The sequence below is a fragment of the Bradyrhizobium sp. 21 genome (genome assembly GCF_023073335.1).
In the GTDB taxonomy this organism is placed as follows: Bacteria; Pseudomonadota; Alphaproteobacteria; order Rhizobiales; family Xanthobacteraceae; genus Bradyrhizobium.
Window position 1 is genome coordinate 186,388 of sequence record NZ_JADPJG010000008.1, and the last position, 22,155, is coordinate 208,542.

Below are 22,155 nucleotides of genomic sequence, written 5' to 3' on the forward strand. Positions count from 1 at the left end.
CGCGAAGACGTCCGGAAACTGGCCATGGTTACTAATCCAGCCAATGAAACGACGGGCCGCACACTGGGCGTAGCGGCCGCATCACAGGGGACTGTCATGATCAAGGCTCTTTCGGCGATTGCCATCTCTGCGTGTGTTGCTGCTGCCCTCACCCTCCTGCCCGGCTTCGCACCGACCGTCGAAGCGAGCGTCCCGCAGCCGCTCGCCAAGAGCGACCGGCTGGATATCCGCACCATCGGCAAGGAGTGCTCGCAGCAGGCCTGGCCGAATTTCGAGGCGTCCTGCCTCCGCCAGGCGGGCACCAAGACCAATATCCGCGAGGCGCGCCTCGTGACTGCCGACCGCAACCCGTAGCCGGGCCTGTCAGCTTCGCGTCAGGTAAGCGCCGAGATAGAGGCCAAGATAAACCCCATGGATATTTGCGACGTCCCGTCGCAGACTGTCTGATGCTCGCGCCCGTCGGAATGACCCGGCGGGCGCGGTCCCATCGGGGGGTCGACCTTGTCCAGTACGCCCGCAGTCGCTTCCGGCCATCACCCTGACCCTCTGCCGATTGCGATGACCATGGGCGCCCTCGGGGTGGTCTATGGCGATATCGGCACCAGCCCCCTCTACGCCCTGAAGGAAGCCGCCAAGGCCGCCGCCCACGGCGGCACATTGTCTCCCGAGGCCGTCCTGGGCGTTGCCTCGCTGATCCTCTGGGCGCTGCTGCTGATTATCTCGCTGAAATATGCGCTGCTGATCCTGCGTGCGGACAACCGCGGCGAAGGCGGCATCGTCGCGCTGCTGGCGCTGCTGCACACGCGCAACGCCCAACCCGGCACCTGGCGCGCACATCTCCTGATCGTCGGTCTCGTCGGTGCCGCGCTGCTCTACGGCGACGGCGCGATCACGCCGGCGATCTCCGTGCTCAGCGCCATCGAGGGCCTCAAGGTCGACGCCCCCTCGCTCGCGCCCGTCGTGGTACCCGTCACCATCGTCATCCTGGTCGGCCTGTTCATGATGCAGAAGCAGGGCGCCGGCTTCATTGGCCGCATCTTCGGACCGGTGATGCTGGCCTGGTTCTTCGTGCTGGCCGCGCTTGGTATCCACGGCATCGTCAAGGCGCCGGCGGTGCTGGCGGCGCTCAGCCCGCTCTATGCCTTCGACTTCCTGATTCACCAGGATTTCCATGTCTCCTTCGCGATCCTCGGCGCGGCCTTCCTCGCGGTAACAGGCGGCGAAGCCATGTATGCCGACATGGGGCATTTCGGCCGCCTGCCGATCCGGCTGGCCTGGTTCGCGATCTGCCTGCCCGCGCTGGTGCTGAACTATTTCGGCCAGGCCGCACTCCTGATCACCGACCCCACGATGATCGAAAATCCGTTCTTCCAGCTCTGCCCCGACGCCCTGCACTATCCGCTGGTTGCGTTCTCAGCGGTCGCGACCGTAATCGCCTCGCAGGCGATCATCTCCGGCGTGTTCTCGCTGACGCAGCAGTCGATCCAGCTCGGCTTCCTGCCGCGCATGCAGATCCGTCACACCACGAGCGACGCGATCGGCCAGATCTACGTGCCCTTGGTGAACTGGCTGCTCGCGGCTGCAACCCTTGGCGCCGTCCTGAGCTTCGGCACCTCGGAAGCGCTTGCCGGCGCCTACGGCATCGCTGTGTCACTGCTGATGGCAATCACCACGCTGCTCGCCGCCCTGGTCGCTATCCAGTGGGGCTATTCGCCATGGCTCGTCGTCGCCGTGAACGGATTCTTCTTCGTGATCGACGTGATCTTCTTCTCGGCCAATTCGATCAAGCTGTTCGAGGGCGGCTGGTTTCCGCTGCTGCTCGCAGCCTTCGTCGCCTTCCTGATGCTGACCTGGCGCAGCGGCGTAAAGCTGGTCGAGGCCGCGCGCGGAAAACTGCGCCAGCCCGAGGAGGATCTGATCGAGACGGCGGTCAACAAGTGCAGCGCCAGACTGCCCGGGACGGCCGTGTTCCTGGCGTCGGCGCCGCGCGGCGTGCCGCTGGCGCTGACCCAGTTCGTCAAGCACAACCACGTGCTGCACGAGCGCATCGTCCTCGTCACTGTGCTGATCGAGGAGCTTCCTCACATCGCCGACGAAGACCGCACCGAGGTGATCGAGATCATCCCCGGCATCACGCGCGTGATCCTGCATTACGGCTTCATGCAGAATCCGACGATCTATGACGGACTGACCCTCGCCTGCCGCCACGGCAAGCTGCCTGGCATCGACCTCTCCGACATCACCTATTACGTCGGCCGCGAGACCATCATCCCGCGCGAGGACGTCCCGGGCATGTGGGTCTGGCGCGAAACCCTGTTCGCCTTCCTCCAGCGCAACGCCGAACGCTCGGCCGCGTTCTTCGGCGTGCCGACCAAGCAGGTGGTGGAGTTCGGGACCGAGCTGGAGATTTAGCTCGTTTTCGAAGCCCGGATGGAGCGCGAGCGTAGTCCGGGAATCCAAACGTGCGGCAATCTGCGTTCCCGGATTGCGCCATCGGTCGGCGCTTCGCACCGACCTCCTGCTCCATCCGGGCTACACATCACTCTCCGTTTGACTCCCCGTTCGCGCCATTCCCGCTCTCGGCCTCTTCCGTGATGTGCTCGACCGAGACGACGTGCTCGTCCTCGGCGGTGTCGAACACGATGACGCCCTGGGTCGAGCGGCCGGCGACGCGGATGCCTTCGACCGGGCAGCGGATGAGCTGGCCCTTGTCGGTGACCAGCATGATCTGGTCGGCGTCTTCCACCGGGAAGGAGGCCACGAGGTTGCCGTTGCGGTTGTTGACGCTCATGGCGACGATGCCTTTGCCGCCGCGGCCGGTGGTGCGGTACTCGTAGGACGAGGTCCGCTTGCCGTAGCCATTGACGGAGACGGTCAGCACGACCTGCTCCTGCGCCGACATTTCGATGTAGCGCTCCTGCGGTAGCTGGAAGCTGCCGGAGGTCTCCTCCGTCTCTGCATCCGCCGTGGCTTCCTCAGTCGCAGCTTCGCCGGCCACCGCACGGCGCATCTTCAAATAGGCCGAGCGCTCATCCGACGAGGTCTCGACATGGCGCAGGATCGCCAGCGAGATCACCTTGTCGCCCTCGCCAAGCGCAATGCCGCGCACGCCCATCGATGTACGGCCGGTGAACACGCGTACGTCGGTGACGGGGAAGCGGATGCACTGGCCGGCGGCGCCGGTCAAAAGCACGTCGTCGCGCTCGGTGCAGATCTGGACGTCGACGATCGCCTCGTTGTCGTCGAGCTTCATCGCGATGATGCCGGAACGGCGGACGTCGACGAAGTCGGACAGCTTGTTGCGCCGGACATTGCCGCCTGTGGTGGCGAACATCACGTCGAGGTTGCCCCAGGTCGATTCATCCTCCGGCAATGGCATGATGGTGGTGATGCGCTCGCCCTGCTCCAGCGGCAGGATGTTGATCAGCGCCTTGCCGCGCGCGTTGGGGGCGGCCATCGGCAGGCGCCAGACCTTCACCTTGTAGACCTGGCCACGCGACGAGAAGAACAGCATGGGTGTGTGCGTGGAGGCCACGAACAGGCGCGAGACGAAATCCTCGTCGCGGGTCTGCATGCCGGCGCGGCCCTTGCCGCCGCGGCGCTGCGCCCGGTAGGCCGACAGCGGCACGCGCTTGACGTAGCCGGCGTGGGAGACGGTGACGACCATGTCCTCGCGCTGGATCAGGTCCTCGTCCTCGACCTCGCCTTCCTGCTCGATGATGACAGTGCGACGCGGGGTAGCGAACTCGGCCTTCACCTCGGCGAGCTCGGTCTTGATGATATCAAGCACGCGGGCACGCGAGCGCAGGATGTCGAGGTAATCAGCGATCTCGCCGGCGAGCTTGTCGAGCTCTTCGCGGATCTCGTCACGGCCGAGTGCGGTGAGGCGCTGCAAACGCAGGTCGAGAATGGCCCTCGCCTGCTCCATCGACAGCCGGATCGTGCCGTTCTCGCTGATGCGGTGGCGGGGATCGTCGATCAGCGTCAGCATGTCCTCGACATCGCGGGCCGGCCAGTCGCGCGACATCAGGGTGTCGCGCGCGGTAGTCGGATCGGGCGAGGTCCGGATGACGCGGATCATCTCGTCGATATTGGCGACTGCGATGGCGAGACCGACCAGGATATGGGCGCGATCGCGCGCCTTGGCGAGCAGGAACTTGGTGCGCCGCGTGACCACCCGCTCACGGAAGTCCACGAAGATCGCCAGCAGGTCCTTCAGATGCATGATCCGCGGACGGCCGCTGTCGAGCGCCACCATGTTGACGCCGAAACTCGTCTGCAGTGGCGTGAACCGGTACAGCTGATTCAGCACCACATCCGGCACGGCGTCGCGTTTCAATTCGATGACGACACGGTAGCCGTCGCGATCGGATTCATCGCGCAAATCGCCGATGCCCTCGATCTTCTTTTCCTTGACCAGCTCGGCGATGCGCTCGACCATCGTCGCCTTGTTCACCTGGTAGGGAATCTCGGTGATGATGATCGCCTCGCGCTCCTTGCGGATGGTCTCGATCGCGACCTTGCCGCGCATCATGACCGAGCCGCGGCCGAGGTGATAGGCGGACCGGATGCCCTGCCGTCCGAGGATGACGCCGCCGGTCGGGAAATCCGGTCCCGGCACGATGTTGATGAGCTCGTCGATGGTGAGCGCGGGGTTGTCGATCAACGCGACGCAAGCGTCGATGACCTCGCCGAGATTGTGCGGCGGGATGTTGGTCGCCATGCCGACCGCGATGCCGCCGGCGCCGTTGACGAGAAGGTTCGGGAACTTGGCCGGCAAGACCGACGGTTCGGTCTCGTTGTTGTCGTAGTTCGGCTGAAAGTCGACGGTGTCCTTGTCGATGTCGCCCAGCAGAGCCAGCGCCACCTTGGTCAATCGGGCTTCGGTGTAACGATAGGCCGCCGGGGGATCGCCGTCGACCGAGCCGAAATTGCCCTGGCCGTCGATCAGCGGCACGCGCATGGAGAAGTCCTGCGCCATCCGGACCATGGCGTCGTAGATCGACTGGTCGCCATGCGGATGATACTTACCGATGACGTCGCCAACCACGCGGGCGGACTTGACGTACTTCTTGTCGGGCGTGTGCCCCTGCTCGTTCATCGAGTAGAGGATGCGGCGATGCACCGGCTTCAGACCGTCGCGCGCATCAGGCAGCGCCCGCGCCACGATCACGCTCATGGCGTAATCGAGATAGGACTTCTTCATCTCCTCGTAGATGGAAACGGGGCGAATGTCCGAGGGTTGCGCCGGCTGGTCGCCGGGCTTGTTGTCGTCGTCAGCCAAGGGGAAATCCGGTGAGGTTTTATCTGGGAATCATATAGCGCATCGGGGGTCGGATAACCACCCTTGCGAGGCTCGGGCAAGCGCTTTTTCCGACTGTTTTTCCAACAACTTAAGCCCTTGCCAGATGAGTCTCGGACAGCCCCTGCATCGAGCTTCCAAAATCGCTTGCGACACCTGGTAAACCCCGGGGCGCGGAGGTGCCGCGCCTACCCGTTTGCCATGGCGCAATCGAAGCTCAACCCAAACATGAAGCGGGCCCGGAAATCCCGAGCCCGTCCTGCCGATTAGTAAGATTTGCTGACACCTCGTGGGAGGCGCCGGCCCATCCAGCCGACGCGTCCTCGTCGCGCGACCAGCGTGCTCAGAACGGGATGTCGTCATCCATGTCGCTGTTGCGGCCACCGCCGCCAGCGGCAACGGGACGGCGCGGCGCGCTGCTGACCGGACCGGAGGAGCCGAAATCGCCGCCCGGCTCATCGCCGAAGCTGCCGCCACCCGCGCCGCCGCTGCGACCGTCGAGCATCGTCAGCGTCGAGTTGAAGCCCTGGAGCACGACCTCGGTGGAATATTTCTCGACGCCGGCTTGGTCGGTCCATTTGCGGGTCTGCAGCGCACCCTCGATGTAAACCTTGGCGCCCTTCTTCAGGTACTGCTCGGCGACCTTGCACAGCCCTTCGTTGAAGATCACGACACGATGCCACTCGGTCTTTTCCTTGCGCTCGCCGCTGTTCTTGTCACGCCAGGTCTCGGAGGTGGCGATGCTCAAATTCGCGATCGGCCGCCCGTCCTGGGTGCGACGGATTTCAGGATCCTTGCCGAGATTTCCAACCAGAATGACCTTGTTGACGCTTCCCGCCATCGCCGCTCTCCACTCCGAATGCCACTGAATTTAAGAAGGCGGGTCCGCGCCCGCGGTCCTCTGCCACCTGTTGGCGACCCTATACGCTTGCGAGGGCCGGTCAGCCCGGTACCCCTCAGGTTATCCCCACATATAGCATCGATCCGGATTTCGTTCCAGATTTGTTCCTGCATGCCCGAGCACCGAATCCCTCGGCAATCGAACGGACACCTTCACCAGCTCGGGAACCGGACGGACGGCGCTCGGCGGCGCCACACGCTCCGGGCGCATCAGCGAGAGCCCCGATAGCGGCCTGATTCCTCGTCAACTAGCGCCGGGCGCTCCGACTATCTGGAAGAGCTAACAGCTTGATATAATTTCAGAATAAAGGAAGTTTTCGGCCGGATTTCCTGTTTCTCGGTTCCCGATCGGGAACAATAGGTCAGCATCTGCACCATTTTCAGGCGGCTGTGACCTTTCGGATACACAACTTGCAGCTTTGCTGGTGTAAGCACGACATCAGTTGGACCACGGCGTCCGCTGCCCTTTCCGGGAATAGGGAAGGCAACATCAGAAACTGGGACTGGGATTAGTTGAAAATGAAAAAGGTTTTGTTGGCTTCGGCCTGTTTGTTCGCTCTCGCGGCCCCCGCTTCGGCTGCTGATCTCGCGGCTCGCCCGTACACCAAGGCTCCGGTGGCGATGGCTTCGGTCTACAATTGGACCGGTTTCTACCTCGGTGTCGTTGGTGGCGGCGCCTGGGAAGATTCGGGCTCCCCGCGCATGCAGGGTGGATTCGTCGGCGGCACCGCCGGCTACAACTGGCAGACCGGCAACGTCGTGTTCGGTGTCGAGGCTGATGGCGCCTGGGCTGACGTCAACGCGTCTGTGACCGGCGCGACCGTCGTTCCCGGCTTCGGCGTAGTCGCCGCGACCGCGAGCTCCAAAACCGACGCAATGGGCACCGTGCGCGGCCGTATCGGCTACGCCGTCAACCAGGTCCTGTTCTACGGCACTGGCGGTTATGCCTGGATCGACAACAAGATCAGCCTCTCCGCGCCCGCGCTTGGCGTGAGTATCTCGGACAGCAAGTGGCACTCCGGCTGGACTGTCGGCGCGGGCGTCGAGGCGTTCATCGCTCCGCAGTGGTCGATCAAGGGCGAGTACCTCTATCGCAGCCTCGGCGGCGAGACCTATTTCTCGGGCGCCGTGCCCACCGGCACGCTCAACTTCCACACCGTACAGTTCGGCGTGAACTATCACTTCGGGGGCCCGATCGTCGCGAAGTACTAAGCTTCGCTTCGACTCCATCTCTTTACGAAAGGCCGGCCTTGTGCCGGCCTTTTTGTTTGCGGGATACGCTTCCGCGCAGTTCCGCGAGCCCTCCTGCTGCCAGATGCCGCCAGCGCGCCAACATTCCGTTGACGATTCGCACACGCCACTGGAAATCCATCCCCGTTCTTCCTACGTTCGCTGACATACCCATCGGCGCCGATCCCGGTTCCGGGCGAAGCGCGCCTTTAGCGTTGGCGCGATCGCGCGCCTTTGGGATTCCTTGAGGACCACCAGGATGGATGAAGTGATCAAGGCGAAGCGCCAACAACCGAACGCGGGCTCCAGCCGGCACGCAATCACGATCCGTGGCGCGCGCGAGCACAACCTCAAGAACGTCGACGTCGAGATTCCCCGCGACAAGCTGGTGGTGTTCACGGGGCTGTCCGGCTCCGGCAAATCCTCGCTCGCCTTCGACACCATCTACGCCGAGGGCCAGCGCCGCTACGTCGAATCGCTGTCGGCCTATGCGCGCCAGTTCCTGGAGATGATGCAGAAGCCCGACGTCGATCAGATCGACGGCCTGTCGCCGGCAATCTCGATCGAGCAGAAGACGACATCGAAGAATCCGCGCTCGACCGTCGGCACGGTCACTGAGATCTACGATTACATGCGCCTGCTCTGGGCGCGCGTCGGCGTGCCCTATTCGCCGGCCACGGGCTTGCCGATCGAGAGCCAGACCGTCTCGCAGATGGTCGACCGCGTGCTGGCGCTGCCCGAGGGCACGCGCCTCTATCTGCTCGCGCCAGTCGTGCGCGGCCGCAAGGGCGAGTACCGGAAAGAACTGGCCGAATGGCTCAAGAAGGGCTTTCAGCGCGTCAAGATCGACGGCACCTTCCACGAGCTCGCGGAAGCGCCTGTTCTCGACAAGAAATTCCCGCACGACATCGACGTCGTCGTCGACCGCATCGTGGTGCGCGCCGACATCGGCCAGCGCCTGGCGGAGAGCTTCGAGACCGCGCTGAAACTCGCCGAGGGCCTCGCCGTCGTCGAGTTCGCCGACGCGCCGGCGGCCGCACCTGCGGAAGAGAAAGAGAAAAAGAAGACCGCAAAAATCCACGACAAGAGCGGCCCCGAGCGCATGCTGTTCTCGGAAAAATTCGCCTGCCCCGTTTCCGGCTTCACCATTCCCGAGATCGAGCCGCGGCTGTTCTCGTTCAACAACCCCTATGGCGCCTGCCCCGCCTGCGGCGGTCTCGGCGTCGAGCAGCATGTCGACGAAGACCTCGTCATCCCCGACAAGGAGCTCGCGATCGGCAAGGGCGCGATCGCGCCCTGGGCCAAATCGTCTTCGCCCTATTACGTGCAGACGCTGACCGCGCTCGGCAAGCATTACAAGTTCACGCTGACCACCAAATGGAAGGATCTGCCCAAGAAAACGCAGAACGCCATCCTCCATGGCTCCGGCGAAGACGAGATCAAATTCTCCTACGAGGACGGCGTCCGCTCCTACGACACCAAAAAACCGTTCGAAGGCGTCATCACCAACATCAACCGCCGCTATCGCGAGACCGAGAGCGAGTGGGCGCGCGAGGAACTCGCAAAGTATTTCCACGACGTGCCCTGCGGCGGCTGCAACGGTTTTCGGCTCAAGCCCGAGGCGCTCTGCGTCAAGATCGGCGGCAAGCATATCGGTGACATCTCGGAGCTGTCGGTCAAGGGCGCCGGCGCCTGGTTCGAGACCGTGCCGGAGGCGCTTAACGCGCAGCAGAACGAGATCGCCGGCCGCATCCTGAAAGAGATCCGCGAGCGCCTGACCTTCCTGCTCGACGTCGGCCTCAACTATCTCACCCTCGCCCGCGCCTCCGGCACGCTGTCCGGCGGCGAGAGCCAGCGCATCCGCCTGGCCTCGCAGATCGGCTCGGGCCTGACAGGCGTGCTCTACGTGCTCGACGAGCCCTCGATCGGCCTGCACCAGCGCGACAATGCTCGCCTGCTCGACACGCTGAAGAGGCTGCGCGACCTCGGCAACACCGTGATCGTGGTCGAGCACGACGAGGATGCGATTCTGCTCGCCGACTACGTCCTCGACATCGGCCCCGGTGCCGGCATGCATGGCGGCCACATCGTCGCCGAGGGCACGCCCGCCGAGATCATGCGCAACCCGAAATCGCTGACCGGCAAATATCTCACCGGCGAGCTCGAGGTCGAGGTGCCGGAGCGGCGTCCGCCGAACCATCGCCGCACCATCAAGGTGGTGAACGCGCGCGGCAATAACCTCAAGAACGTCACCGCAGAAATTCCGCTCGGCCTGTTCACGGCCGTCACCGGCGTCTCCGGCGGCGGCAAGTCGACGCTGCTGATCGACACGCTCTACAAGGCCATCGCCCGCAAGCTGAACAATGCCAGCGAAGGCGCCGCGCCCCATGATCGCATCGAGGGCCTCGAGCATATCGACAAGATCATCGACATCGACCAGTCGCCGATCGGCCGCACCCCGCGCTCGAATCCGGCGACCTATACCGGCGCCTTCACGCCGATCCGCGAATGGTTCGCAGGGCTCCCCGAATCCAAGGCGCGCGGCTACGAGCCCGGCCGCTTCTCCTTCAACGTCAAGGGCGGCCGCTGCGAGGCCTGCCAGGGCGACGGCGTCATCAAGATCGAGATGCACTTTTTGCCCGACGTCTACGTCACCTGCGACGTCTGCAAGGGCAAGCGTTACAACCGCGAGACGCTCGAGGTCCTGTTCAAGGGCAAGAGCATCGCCGACGTGCTCGACATGACCGTGGAGGAGGCTGCCGACTTCTTCAAGGCGGTACCGCGCGTGCGCGAGACGTTCCAGACGCTGCATCGCGTCGGTCTCGACTACATCCATGTCGGCCAGCAGGCCACCACCCTCTCCGGCGGCGAAGCCCAGCGCGTCAAACTCGCCAAGGAGCTGTCAAAGCGCGCCACCGGCCGCACGCTCTACATCCTGGATGAGCCGACCACCGGTCTTCATTTTCACGACGTCAAGAAACTGCTGGAGGTGCTGCACGAGCTGGTGGCGCAGGGCAACACGGTCGTCGTCATCGAGCACAATCTCGAAGTCATCAAGACCGCCGACTGGGTCATCGACCTCGGCCCCGAAGGCGGCGACGGCGGCGGCGAGATCGTCGCCTGGGGCCCGCCGGAAGACATCGCGAAAGCGCCGCGGAGCTATACGGGGAAGTTTTTGGCGCCGGTGCTGAAGAAGGCAAGGAAGCCGAAGCGCGGGAGGACGAGCGAGGCGGCGGAGTAGAAGATTCAATGACGGGCGATTGGAGCGAATTTCGTCCCAACTTAAAGATCTTCGGCGTGCCGAAGCTTGATTCCGGCTGGTTATACCTGATGCGGGCCGGCGACCTTTACAAGGTCGGTAGGACCAAAGATCCAAAACACCGTGTCAAAGACGCTCTGACTTGGAGTCCAGATATTGAAGTGATCGCGATGAAGCCCTTCTGGAATGTGAGCCATTTAGAGCGCATGATTCACGAGGGCCTTGCAGACTGTTGGCATAAAGGCGAGTGGTTCAAATTTCCTGACGATGACATGCGAGATCTTGTTGTCGACGGCTTTCGTGACTTTTACGAACAAGATCGGGATATGAATTCGGTCGACTTCATCTACTGGTACAATGGATCTGGAATGGTTGAATTTCAGATCGAGCGTGATTCACGTAAGGTGTCGCTTCGTAGATTTCAAAAAGATCTAGCCGTGGAAACCAAGGAAATGGAAGCTCGCAGAGCGCGGGAACAAATAGGGGACTGATTAATCTATTGCAGGTGCCCTACTCCCTCGCCATCTTCGATCTCGACGGCACGCTGGCCGACAGCTTTCCGTGGTTCCTGCGCACCATCAACGACGTCGCGGACCGCTTCGGCTTTCGCCGCATCGCCGATGAGGACGTCGAGGGCCTGCGGCATGCCTCGACGCGGGAGATCCTTACCGGGCTCGAGGTGCCGCTGTGGAAGCTGCCGGCGATCGCGCGGTATGCGCGGCGGCTGAAGGGAGAAGCGGCGGCGGAGATTTCGCTGTTTGCGGGCGTCGAGGCGATGCTGCGGACGCTGTCCCAGAGCGGCGTGCAGCTCGCGCTGGTGACGTCGGACAGCGAAGCCAATGCGCGCGAGAAGCTTGGGCCGGCCGCCGCGCTGTTTGCCCATTTCGACTGCGCGGCCTCGCTGTTCGGCAAGCCCGCGAAGTTTCGCCGGGTCATCCGCCGCGCCGGCGTGGAGCCGGGCCAGGTGATCGCGATCGGCGACGAGGAGCGCGACATCGAAGCGGCGCGCGCGGTCGGGATTGCCTGCGGCGCGGTGAGCTGGGGCTATGCGGCGCCGACGGCGCTGAGGGGATGCCAGCCGGATCACGTGTTTGAGCGGATGGAGGAGATTGTGGACGTGTTATGCCGGAATCGCGGAATCGTAGGGTGGGTTAGCGAAGCGTAACCCACCACCGTGCGTCTCCCCGATCGCTGTTGCTGTGGCTTGGTGGGTTACGCCCTTGCATCATGAATCGTTGAGACACCGCGATTGTGAGCGGCTAACCCACCCTACTCATCCCTACTCCGTCTTCCGCAAGAACGCTCCGAACGCGCGTGGGCCGTCGCCGGTCTTGACCTGCCCCATCACCTTCAGCTCGACCGCATCGATGATATCGAGCGTGTTGCTCTCCCAGCAGGCGACGATGACGCGCTTGCCGTCGGCGGTCGCGGCGATGCCTTCGGGATAGTCGCCGACATTGATGCGCTTGACCGGCTTCAACGTCGCAAGGTCGAAGACGCTGACGGTGCCGCCATACTGGTCGGTGACAAAGCCGCGGCCCTGCGCCAGCGCCACCGCGTAGGGCCGCATCCCGACCGGCACGCGGCCGATTTCGCGCGCTTCGGCGATGTCGATCACGGAGACGTCGTCGGAGCCGACATTGGCGGTGTAGGCGCGCCTGCCGTCGGCATCGATGGTGACGCCGAACGGACGGGTGCCGACCTTGATCGTCGCCTTGCGCTGGCGCGTCGCAGTGTCCACCACCGAGACGCTGTCGTCGTCGCGGTCCGCCGAAAGCAGCAGCCGGCCGTCAGGCGTCACCGCGAGGCCGGACGGCGAGGCACCGACCGCGATGCTGGCCGTGACCTTGCGCGAGGCCGTATCGATCACGCGTATTGCCGCCGCATACCAGTCCGCGACATAGACCGTCTTGCCATCGGGCGCCACCGCAATGCCAAGCGGCCCGCCACCGACGTCGATCCGCCCCGCGACCTGCCGCGTGGCCGCGTCCACCACCGTCACGGCCTTGGCGTCGGGGCTAGTCACATAGGCAAAACGCCCGTCCGCACTGACGGCGACGCCGGCCGGCTTGCCGCCGATCGGGATGGTTGCGACGCTGCGCGACGTCGCGAGGTCCACGACCATCACATCGTCGCTGAGCTGGTTGGTGACGAACGCCTCCTCAGCGCACGTGCTGCCAAAACCGGCAGCGCAAAGGCTGGCGGCGAACGCCGCCAGGACCAGCGTCCGCACCGTCAGCTTCCGCTCTCGATCTTCTTCTTCAGCGCTTCGAGGCCAGCCTGATAGAGCCCCTTCACCGCCTTGACCGCGGCCTCGTCGCTCAGCTCCGGCGGCGGATCGTTGTTGGGAAAGCCGCGGTAGAACGCGCCGGCCCATTCCAGCGTCGAGCCCTTGCCGTCGGCGCTCGGTGTCACCGTCAGCGTCGAGGAATAATTGGTCACCGGCAGCACCTTCACGTCGACATTGGTGATCCGGTAGGAATAAGTCATCGCGGTGGCGTCGAACTTGTAGAGCTCCTCGTCGACGGTCGCGCCTCCGGTCAGCGTCAGCTTCCGCGTGGCGCCGATCTCGTTGCCCTTCTCGCCCTCGGTCTTGGTCACCGGTGGCAGCCAGCTCATGTCCTGGAAATTGCCCATCGCAGCCCACACTTTGGCTGGCGCTGCGTTGATCTCGATGGATTCGCGCACCTTCTGCCGGGTCGGCCCATGGGCCCAGGCTGATGTAGAAGCCGGCGCAAACGCCGCCGTCAAAGCCGCCGATCCGGCGGCCGTCAGCGCCGCCGCCAAAACCGTGCGCCGGCCAATCGTCACCCTCATCTCGTTTCCTCATGCGTCTCGTTGATCATGCGCGACTTGAGGCGCGCTGCGATCATCCTAGCGCATTTTAAGGCCGAGGGGAGACCGGTTCATGGCGCCGTCGCGGCGCAGGCCTAGGCAACCCACAACCTCTTGTGCTGCCCGACGGGCAAAACGCCCCATTGGATGGTCAACGACACCAGATAAAAACAATTCTCTTTATCAGAACTTCGGATTATCGTATAGGAAGCCATCCCAACCCGGCCGAGGGGCGGATCGCGATCGTCACGAACGCGGGATGGGACGTGGTGGACGCGGGCGGCGTCGGCGCGAAGGTGGCTGCAGGGCGGATCACTCCGTGAGCAGCTCACCGCGCGCACACGACCGGTGCAGCCCGCGTACGGCAAAATCGTGTGGTCCTGGCGCCCGGGGTCTGTGCGCCAAGTCTTGCGGTGATGTGGCGGCCCGACCGGGTCCGCACCATCAGCCATCCGTAAGGCGACGGGGGCAATAGTGCATCGCTCCCCGGGGAGAGCACGACATAAGCCGTAAGACCACTGCGCAGGGAAGGCCGGTTGTTTGGCTTCACCTGTATGCCGCTGTGCAGATTTTTTTAGCCACCTTTCGCACAGTGGACCGCGGGTGCCAGCCGGCGCCCGGCCTTCCCTGCGCCCTCGGCATCTTTGGGGGCGGCAACTGCCGCAAAGCTCGGGCACGATGTGCCGCGAGAACGGGAAACCGCGTGTTCGATTTGGATCTGAAGATGAATTCCCCTCTCGTGCCCCGGACGCAGCGCAGCGTCTCTTCGACGATGCCGCTGCAGAGCCGGGGCCCATGCAGCAGAGAAATCCGTGGTTTCTGGATCCCGGCTCTGCGCCGCAACGCTTGCGCGTTGCAGCTTGTCCGGGACACGCGAGCGGAGGCATCCTTCACCTACTCCGCCAGCGTTGCCTCCACGAACCCGCGCGGGTCCGCGCAAAATTCCCGCATCAGCCGGTAATGATCGGTTTGCTCCACCGTCACAGGCTCAAGTCCGTATTTACCGAGCCGCAGCAGCCGGGCGTTGGGATAGGCCATCAGCATCGGCGCATGGGTCGCCATGATCACCTGGCAAATGCGGGAGTCTTCCATGCGACGCAGAAGCTTCAGGAATTCGATCTGGCGCGCCGGCGACAGCGCCGATTCCGGCTCGTCGAAGATGAAGATGCCCTGGCGCTGACAGCGCTCTTCGAAGAAGCGCAGGAAGCCTTCGCCATGGGAATGCGACAGGAAATCCGGACCCACCTGGCCCGCATCACGCGCGGCCTTGTCGAGATATCGCGCCACCGAGAAAAAACTCTCGGCGCGGAAAAACCAGCCATTGGTGATCTTCGGCAGCCAGCTTGCGCGCAACGCCTTGGAGAGTTGGCCGCCCATCGTCTCGCGCGCTTCGGAATGATCGACCGGCATGTAACCCTTGCCGCCACCGGCATCGTCGTAGCCGGCGAGCGCTGCGATGCCCTCGAGGATGGTCGACTTCCCGGTGCCGTTCTCTCCAATGATGATCGTGATGGGGGCGTCGAAGGTGAGTTCGAAATCATCCGGAAAGATCGGCAGGCAGAATGGATAAGCCTCGCGGTCGCGCACCTGCGATGGGTCGAGCCAGACCCGTTTCAGGTACGGCGCCGGCAGGTTGATCGTTCGACCGCTTCTTCGGCTCATGCGGACCTCCACCTGTCTTTCAAACGGAACATATCAAGAACACAATCCTCGCGAAAGCTGCATTTGAGAAACATACAGAAACAAATCGAAACAAACGCAATCTGCGTCACTTGGAGATGATTAAAGCCTCGGATTGTAAGCAGGAATCGCCCCGAGAAACGCAGCTCTGAGACAGTTTACTGGCATGAGGCCAGCCCCCACCTCGCGACCCGGCAATGATTGACGGAAGTCCGGGACCGTAACGCCGCGAGGAATGCGCGATGGTCACCACGTATTTCAGCTACAACTACATTGCGCACAATCTCAAGCAGTCGCTGACGCGGGTCGAGCAGCAGCAGGACGTGGCGCGCGAGGCCGCCTATTACAAAGCCAACATCGGCAAGGTGAAGACCGTCGACGATCTGATGAAGGATTATCGCCTTTATCATTACGCGACGAAGGCCTATGGCCTCGAAGACATGGCCTACGCCAAGGCCTTCATGAAGAAGGTGCTGGAAAGCAACCTCTCCGACCCCACCAGTTTCGTCAACAAGCTGGTCGACAAGCGCTACCAGGAGTTTGCGGCGGCATTCTCCTTCAACAGCGGCACCAAGCCCGTTGCGCAAACGGACCACCAGACCGACGACATGATCGGTCTCTACACCGCGACCAAGCAGAGCCAGGTGGATGGCTTGGATAGCGATTCGGCTTATTACGCCGCCCAGATCGGCAACATCACCAGCGCCGACCAGCTCCTGAACAACGACCGTCTTCGCAACTATGTCTATGCGGCGTTCGGGATGGATGAAAGCAAGTGGCCGCGAGACACGATCAGCCAGGTCCTGCGCAGCGATCCATCCGACCCGAACAGCTACGTCAACACCACCTTCACGTCTCAATTGAGCGGCCTCAACGCCCAGCTGACGCAAGCCAAGTCAGACGTCACCGCCACCAATCAAAAGATCGCGGATTACACGGCCCAGCTATCGCAGCCTGGCGCCGATTTGTCCCAGTTGAACGTCCAGATCCTGGTCGAAAAATATCATTTGGAAAACTTCACCAAGAGCGTCTCCGACCTCAGCGACCAGATCGGGACGATCGGCAAGTTCGTCGACCTCGCCAGCGCATTCGAGTTTGCGCCCGACGGCTCGCTGCCGCCAGGCGTGTCCGCCCAGACGGCGGCAAATGTCACGCTCACGAAGCAGAACTTCGACCACAGCAAGTCCGACGTCTACTCAGACGCGAGTCCGCTGACCGAAGCATTGGCCACCACTCTGTTCAGAGCGTCCGTCGCCAACGTCAAGTCGGTCGATACGTTCGTGTCGACGCCGGCCGTGTATGATTTCGCGCTGGGCGCCGTCGGTCTCGACTCCGCCACAGCTTCGCAGGCCACGATCAAGGCCGTTCTCGAAAGCGACCTCAACGATCCCAAAAGCTTCGTCTATACGCTCAAGGATGATCGGTACGTCCAGCTCGCGCACGCCTTCAACTTCGACGCAAAAGGCAATCTGACGACCCCCTTGGTGGCGCAGGACTCTGCTGAAGTCCTCCAGATCTCGAAGGACTACGTCATTGCAGCGCTGAAACAGGCAAGCCCTCAGCAGCAGAAGGCAGCTCGGGAACAAGCCGGGAAAGACGCGACATCTTATCAGGAATCAATCGCAGGCATAAACAGCGTTTCCGATCTGCTCGCAAACCGGGGGATGGTCGATTTCATTCTCGTCGCCAAGGGCTTGGACCCCAAGAAAGTCAGCACCGAATTTCTCACTAAGATCTTCAGCTCCGATCTCAGCAATCCAAAGAGCTTCGCGAACACGCAGAGCGATCCTCGTTTTGCCGAAATCGCAGCGTCGTTCAACTTCGACAACAAGGGCAACGTCGCGCGCCTCCCGATGATGGGTCCTCAGAAGCGCGATCATTTTCGGGAAACACAGGCGAGCTACCTCCAGCAAAGCCTGGAGCAGCAGCAGGGGGATACGAATCCCGGCGTGCGCCTGGCGCTATATTTCCAGCGAAAGGCCGGGGAAATCACGTCCGCGTACGACATCCTTGCCGACAAGGCTCTTTCGGAGGTGTTCAGGACCGCCTTCGATTTGCCGGATGCGATGGCCGCGATGCAGATCGATCAGCAGGCCAAGTTCGTGGACAGATTCATGAAGATCAAGGATCTTTCGGATCCCGTGAAGCTTGAAAAGCTGTTGAACCGCTTCTCCGCCATGTATGACATCAAGAACAATCCGAGCTTCGGTCAGTCTCAATCTCCCCTGCTCAATCTCATGCAGGGATCGGGATCGGGATTCAGCGACTCGACCTATCTCGCCATTGCCAGATTGCAGCCTCGCTGATCGACCCTCGCCGATACTAGCCCAACACCTCGAGCACCAGTTCCATGGTCATCAGCACGGGATTGTCGCCACGGATCAGACGGCCCTCCGCAATGCCGCCGGTGTAGTCGATCAGGGCAACATCGAGCGCCGCTTCCAGCGCGCCGGAGGCATCGGGCGCGATGGTCCCGACCGTTATCGCAAGCTCGGTGGCAAACGGTTCGGTCACGCCGCCATGGGTGAAGCGGGCGCCGATGGTCGAGCCGACGCCGCCGTGGATTTTCGCGCGCGCGATACCGTGGGTTCGGCAAAACTCTTCGAGACAGCCGGCAAAATCCTGGTTGGGGCGCAGCCGCAGGGCGAAGGCGCGGCTCGTAACGCGTGCGCCGGCGCTCACAGCCGCCACTGGCCCGAACAGCTTGAAATTGGTCTCGGGGTCGGGCTCGGCGGTGAACATCGCACCGTCGAGACCGAAGGCCTCGACCTCGAACGGCTCGGCGACAACAGTTTCATCCGGCAGCATGTGGCCGCCGCCGGCCTTGCCGTCCGCCTCGGTCCACAACGCATGGCAATGAAAGAACGGCTCGCCGTCGCGCATGCCGAGCGTCATACTGCCGAGCCGCGTGTGCGTGATGCCCGTGGGCCGATACGTCTCGCTATAGAATGCGGCATGCTCGCCGGTCTTCGACAGCGCCGGCATCACGTAGGCGAATGGCCCGAGCGCGCCGAGTCCAAAATTCAACACGCCGCTCGCAAAGCCTTCCGCCGCAAAACCGCGGCGCGCGGCTTCGAGCAACGTAAGGCCCGTTTGAAGCGTGAACGAGAAGGCACGTCCCCTCGCCTCGACCCATTGGATGCGTTCGGCGACGGGCGCGCCCGGCTGCTTGATACTTCGCATCGCGTAAGCTCAGCCCGCCTGCTTGTTGTCGAGATCGAGCAGCCCGCGCGCCTCGAGCTCGTCGCGCACCATGCGTTTTGGAATTTTGCCGTAGCCGGATTTCGGCAGCGCCTCCCAGAAGAAGAACCGCTTCGGCATCTTGTAGCGCGGCACCTTCGCGCTGAGAAACGCCGCCATCTCCGCTTCACTCACCGGCTTCTCGCCCTCGCGCGCGACGCAGACGGCGACGCCGACCTCGCCCCAGGTCGGGTCTGGCACGCCGACCACCGCGACCTCGCCGACCGCCGGATGCGTCAGGATCTTCTCCTCGATCTCGCGCGGATAGATGTTGGAGCCCCCAGAGATGTACATGTCGGAGGCACGGCCCGTGATGTAGACGAACCCCTCCTCATCCATGTGGCCGAGATCGCCGGTGCGGAACCAGCCGTTGCGGAAGGCCTTCGCGTTGGCCTCGGGGTTGTCGTAATAGCCGGCGAGCACGGCGGGCCCGATCACGCAGATCTCGCCGCTCTGGTTGGCGGCGAGTTCGCGGCCCTCGCCGTCCTGGATCGAGACCTGCATCCCGGTGCGCTCGAAGCCGCAGGTGCCGATCTTCGCGTGCGGGCCGTCCTCGGGATCGTGCAGCGCCGCCGGCAGCACGGTGATGTTGCCGGTGACCTCGCCCAATCCAAAATACTGCACGATGACCTTGCCGAGCTTCTTCAGCGCCGCCTTCTGATCCTCCCGATACATCGGCGCGCCGGCATAGATCACGTGACGCAGCGAGGAATGATCATATTTGTCGGCGGCCGGGTGCTCGACCATCATCTTCAGAATGGTCGGCACGACGAAGAGATTGCTGACGCGATGCGCCTCGATCAGGCGGAACGCCTCGTCGATATCGAACTTCTCGGTCGGGAGCAGCACGGTGCGCACGCCGCGCGCGGTTTGCACCAACTGGTGCACGCCGGCGCCATGCGACAGCGGCGCCACCACCAGCGAGGCATCCGCTTCGGTGACGCCGGGCGTGAGGTCAGCGAGATGGTTGGTGACGACAAAACCCATCTGACCATGGGTCAGCACCGCGGCCTTGGAACGGCCGGTGGTGCCCGAGGTGAAGAAGAACCAGCAGGGATCGTCGTGCTCAACAGCGACGTTCTCGACCACCGTTCCGGCTTGCGACGCGATAGCATCCGCAACCGAATTCTCGGCAAATGGCGCCCGACCGTCGATGCTCCAGGTGAATTCCAGCGCCCCGCCCTTCACGGCGGCGGCGTGCTCGGGAAAATCGACATGGCACAGAAACGCCTTGGCGCCGGAGGCCTGCGCGAGATAGGCGACCTCATCCGGCATCAGGCGGAAATTGGTGGGCACCCAGACCGCGCCGAGCCGGAACGCGGCGAACATCGAGAAGAACATCTCGTCGCCGTTCTTGGCATGGACGAGGATGCGGTCGCCCTTGGCGATGCCGCGTGCGGCAAGTGCTGCGGCAAACGCCGAGACCCGCACGTCGATCTCGCGCCAGGTCCAGGATTTGTCACCCCAGACGAAACCGGGGCGCGATCCATGCCGCCGCGCATTCTGGGTCAGCATGTGAGCGAGATTCATGACGCGGCGGGACATGCGCAGGGGCTGCATCGGGCTTCCTCTTCGGCGGCGGACGGCGCGCGAGCCGCCCGCTCATTGCAGCCCATTTATCGCCATAGGCAGTGCCCCTGCAAGGCGCGCGCAGCGCTTGCAAACAGTACGAGCAGCCGCGATCGTTCAGGGAATTTTAAACATGATCGGCGCAACGTCAGGCAGTTCTCGCGTACAGAGTGCCCATCATGGTCAAAGCGCCCGCCGTCGTCTTGTTGTCGCTGGCGCTCGCCGGATGTGCAATGGCTCCGCAAGCGCATCTGGCTTCCGATCCCGCCTTCAAGCCCGCCCGCTATGCCTGGGATGGCGCCGGCGAGGATCCCAACCGGCCGCGCCCTGCCTCAGAACCAACACGGACCGCCGCCCGATCCGAGCGCAACAGGTCGCAAGCCGGACTTCAACCCTATTCGAAGGAATGGTGGCAGGCACAGGACGGCATCGAGGCCGAGCAGGACGCCAGGGTCAACCACTCCCTCGTCATCTGCCAGGGCTGCCTGCGCCCACAGCCGCAGCCCGAGGATTCCAGACTCGCCAAGGCGACCGATTGACAGGCCGAAGAGCTGACCGGAGACGCCATGAGCGAAATCATCAACAACAAAGCCCAGCAGCGCTATGAGCTGGAGGTCGAGGGCCATCTTGCAACCGAACATTACAAGCTCGAGGGCGGTGTCATCACGTTCGAGCATACGGACGTGCCGAAGGAACTCGGCGGCAAGGGCGTCGGCTCGAAGCTGGTGCAAGGCGCGCTCGATCAGGTCCGTGCGGCAGGCCTGAAGGTGATCCCGCAGTGCCCGTTCGTGAAGGCGTGGATCGAGAAGCACCCGGACTATGCAGATCTCGTGACGAGATGAGAGCACAGGCCCGCCGCCCGTAGCCGGCGGGCCTGACGATAGCTACGGCCTGTTATCCGTGCTTGAGCATGTCCTGGTCATTGAGATCCGAGTCCTGCCACAGCTGGAGGATGCCGAGCAGCACCACCACCGCGCCAAGGGACCTGGGACCGCCATGGAGCTTGCAAGAGCAACGCCGAGGATTATTTGTGGTCACTGCATAATGGTCGCAGAGCGAAACTCGTCTTGCCGCACTGCAGCCACAGGGACGCGTCGGAAGGATTTTGAATGGTGGCATCGGTACGCGACAACAAGGACAGAAGCCGCTTCGAGCTCGATGTCGGCAGCGACATCGCCTTCGCCAATTACCGCATGACGCCGTCGGCCCTGATCATTACCCACACCGAGACGCCGCACGCGCTGCGCGGCCGCGGCATCGCCTCGGAGCTGGTCAAGGGCGCGCTGGAATTGATCCGCCGCGACGGCAACAAGGTGATCGCCGGTTGCGGCTTCGTCGTGGATTATCTCGACAAGCATCCGGAGGATGCGGACCTCGTCGCCTGAACGCAGAAGGGCCCGCGTGATCGCGGGCCCTTGGATTACGACCGAGCCATCGGTCAGTGCTTGATCTCCGGCGGCAGCTTGCCGCCATTGGCCGCCAGCTTGGACATCACCTGCTTGTGCAGCCAGACGTTCATGCTCGCGGAATCGTTGGTGTCGCCGCTGTAGCCGAGCTCCTTGGCGAGGTCCTTGCGCGCAGCGAGGCTGGAATCGACGTCGAGCGCCTTCATGAGGTCGACGATCGAGGTGCGCCATTCCAGCTTTTCGCCCTTGTGCGCGGCGACGGCCGCGTCGACGATCGAAGCGACGTCCACCGTTGCCCCGGACGCTGGCGCCGATGTGCCCGGCGCGGCCCCTGCGGGCGCGGAGCCCGACGGTGCGCTGCCTGCGGGCGCGGCGGAAGCAGGAGTGCTGCCGAAGATCGCGCCCATAATTTTCCCGAAAATGCTCATGTCTGCTCCCCGAAAAGGATCCGTTGGAAGGGCCTTGAGTGGCACTTATATACGAAGTTGCGTCGTTGCGCCCACGAAGTTCCGCGGACCGACGAGCAGCATCAGCTTATCTGCGGCGAAATGACGACCGAATGACATCATGGGGATTGCACTGCGGCATCGAATCTCACCCAAGCGTGAGGGACAGGACTCGGAAACAGGCGTACGCTCGACGTCGAGCTCGCGATGCCCTCCGGAATTCGCGTCTGGTTGGGATTGCGATCAACCAAGAACAGCGGCCGCTGGCGCCGTTTGCAGGCGCGAATT

18 protein-coding genes are annotated in these 22,155 nt (G+C 63.3%); 10 read left to right on the plus strand and 8 right to left on the minus strand.

What is annotated here, in order from left to right:
- The first annotated feature begins 96 nt into the window (after positions 1-96).
- Both IVB31_RS12815 and IVB31_RS12820 read left to right on the plus strand, forming a co-directional pair.
- Entirely contained in the window at positions 97-354 is a 258-nt protein-coding gene (locus IVB31_RS12815; RefSeq protein WP_247322672.1) for a hypothetical protein, read from the plus strand.
- A gap of 204 nt (positions 355-558) precedes the next feature.
- The gene (locus IVB31_RS12820; protein ID WP_247322674.1) at positions 559-2,412 is read left to right on the plus strand and encodes a KUP/HAK/KT family potassium transporter; all 1,854 of its coding nucleotides are present in this window, start codon (positions 559-561) and stop codon (positions 2,410-2,412) included.
- Positions 2,413-2,539: 127 nt separating this feature from the next.
- On the opposite strand, the gene gyrA is transcribed toward IVB31_RS12820, so the two are convergent.
- Entirely contained in the window at positions 2,540-5,284 is a 2,745-nt protein-coding gene (gyrA, locus tag IVB31_RS12825; RefSeq protein WP_247322545.1) for a DNA gyrase subunit A, read from the minus strand.
- Between the two features lie 361 nt (positions 5,285-5,645).
- Entirely contained in the window at positions 5,646-6,143 is a 498-nt protein-coding gene (locus IVB31_RS12830; protein ID WP_247322547.1) for a single-stranded DNA-binding protein, read from the minus strand.
- Between the two features lie 578 nt (positions 6,144-6,721).
- Between IVB31_RS12830 and IVB31_RS12835 the strand changes: the two genes are divergently transcribed.
- The 4 genes from IVB31_RS12835 (at position 6,722) to IVB31_RS12850 (ending at position 11,856) form a co-directional block, all read left to right on the plus strand.
- Complete coding sequence (locus IVB31_RS12835; RefSeq protein WP_247322549.1) at positions 6,722-7,414, plus strand: outer membrane protein; 693 nt, start codon at positions 6,722-6,724, stop codon at positions 7,412-7,414.
- A gap of 277 nt (positions 7,415-7,691) precedes the next feature.
- Positions 7,692-10,673 carry an excinuclease ABC subunit UvrA gene (uvrA, locus tag IVB31_RS12840; protein WP_247322551.1) on the plus strand — a complete coding sequence of 994 codons (2,982 nt, stop codon included), beginning with the start codon at positions 7,692-7,694 and terminating at the stop codon, positions 10,671-10,673.
- Between the two features lie 8 nt (positions 10,674-10,681).
- Entirely contained in the window at positions 10,682-11,182 is a 501-nt protein-coding gene (locus tag IVB31_RS12845) for a GIY-YIG nuclease family protein (RefSeq protein WP_247322553.1), read from the plus strand.
- Positions 11,183-11,196: 14 nt separating this feature from the next.
- On the plus strand, positions 11,197-11,856 hold the full coding sequence (locus tag IVB31_RS12850; protein WP_247322554.1) for an HAD family hydrolase: 660 nt from the start codon (positions 11,197-11,199) through the stop codon (positions 11,854-11,856).
- A 114-nt stretch (positions 11,857-11,970) separates the two neighbouring features.
- Here IVB31_RS12850 and IVB31_RS12855 read toward each other — a convergent pair whose 3' ends face one another.
- The 3 genes from IVB31_RS12855 to IVB31_RS12865 all read right to left on the minus strand — a co-directional run bounded on the left by IVB31_RS12855 (position 11,971) and on the right by IVB31_RS12865 (position 15,188).
- Complete coding sequence (locus IVB31_RS12855; protein WP_247322555.1) at positions 11,971-12,924, minus strand: cytochrome D1 domain-containing protein; 954 nt, start codon at positions 12,922-12,924, stop codon at positions 11,971-11,973.
- Positions 12,925-12,926: 2 nt separating this feature from the next.
- Positions 12,927-13,508: an SRPBCC family protein gene (locus IVB31_RS12860; protein ID WP_247322556.1), complete on the minus strand. Its 582-nt coding sequence runs from the start codon at positions 13,506-13,508 to the stop codon at positions 12,927-12,929.
- Between the two features lie 912 nt (positions 13,509-14,420).
- Positions 14,421-15,188: an AAA family ATPase gene (locus IVB31_RS12865; RefSeq protein ID WP_247322557.1), complete on the minus strand. Its 768-nt coding sequence runs from the start codon at positions 15,186-15,188 to the stop codon at positions 14,421-14,423.
- Positions 15,189-15,448: 260 nt separating this feature from the next.
- Here IVB31_RS12865 and IVB31_RS12870 point away from each other — a divergent pair, with 260 nt between their 5' ends.
- Positions 15,449-17,512 carry a DUF1217 domain-containing protein gene (locus tag IVB31_RS12870; protein ID WP_247322558.1) on the plus strand — a complete coding sequence of 688 codons (2,064 nt, stop codon included), beginning with the start codon at positions 15,449-15,451 and terminating at the stop codon, positions 17,510-17,512.
- Between the two features lie 16 nt (positions 17,513-17,528).
- On the opposite strand, the gene IVB31_RS12875 is transcribed toward IVB31_RS12870, so the two are convergent.
- Complete coding sequence (locus tag IVB31_RS12875) at positions 17,529-18,389, minus strand: DUF296 domain-containing protein (RefSeq protein ID WP_247322559.1); 861 nt, start codon at positions 18,387-18,389, stop codon at positions 17,529-17,531.
- Between the two features lie 9 nt (positions 18,390-18,398).
- A complete protein-coding gene (locus IVB31_RS12880; RefSeq protein ID WP_247322560.1) occupies positions 18,399-20,006 on the minus strand; it encodes an acyl-CoA synthetase in 1,608 nt (535 codons plus the stop codon).
- Positions 20,007-20,194: 188 nt separating this feature from the next.
- Here IVB31_RS12880 and IVB31_RS12885 point away from each other — a divergent pair, with 188 nt between their 5' ends.
- The 3 genes from IVB31_RS12885 to IVB31_RS12895 all read left to right on the plus strand — a co-directional run bounded on the left by IVB31_RS12885 (position 20,195) and on the right by IVB31_RS12895 (position 21,400).
- The gene (locus tag IVB31_RS12885; RefSeq protein WP_247322561.1) at positions 20,195-20,554 is read left to right on the plus strand and encodes a hypothetical protein; all 360 of its coding nucleotides are present in this window, start codon (positions 20,195-20,197) and stop codon (positions 20,552-20,554) included.
- A 27-nt stretch (positions 20,555-20,581) separates the two neighbouring features.
- Entirely contained in the window at positions 20,582-20,857 is a 276-nt protein-coding gene (locus IVB31_RS12890) for a GNAT family N-acetyltransferase (RefSeq protein WP_247322562.1), read from the plus strand.
- Between the two features lie 267 nt (positions 20,858-21,124).
- Positions 21,125-21,400 (plus strand): GNAT family N-acetyltransferase, encoded by a 276-nt coding sequence (locus IVB31_RS12895; RefSeq protein ID WP_247322563.1) that lies wholly within the window; start codon positions 21,125-21,127, stop codon positions 21,398-21,400.
- A 53-nt stretch (positions 21,401-21,453) separates the two neighbouring features.
- On the opposite strand, the gene IVB31_RS12900 is transcribed toward IVB31_RS12895, so the two are convergent.
- Positions 21,454-21,849, minus strand: coding sequence for a DUF3597 domain-containing protein (locus tag IVB31_RS12900; protein ID WP_247322565.1), 396 nt, complete (start codon positions 21,847-21,849; stop codon positions 21,454-21,456).
- Positions 21,850-22,155 lie beyond the last annotated feature (306 nt).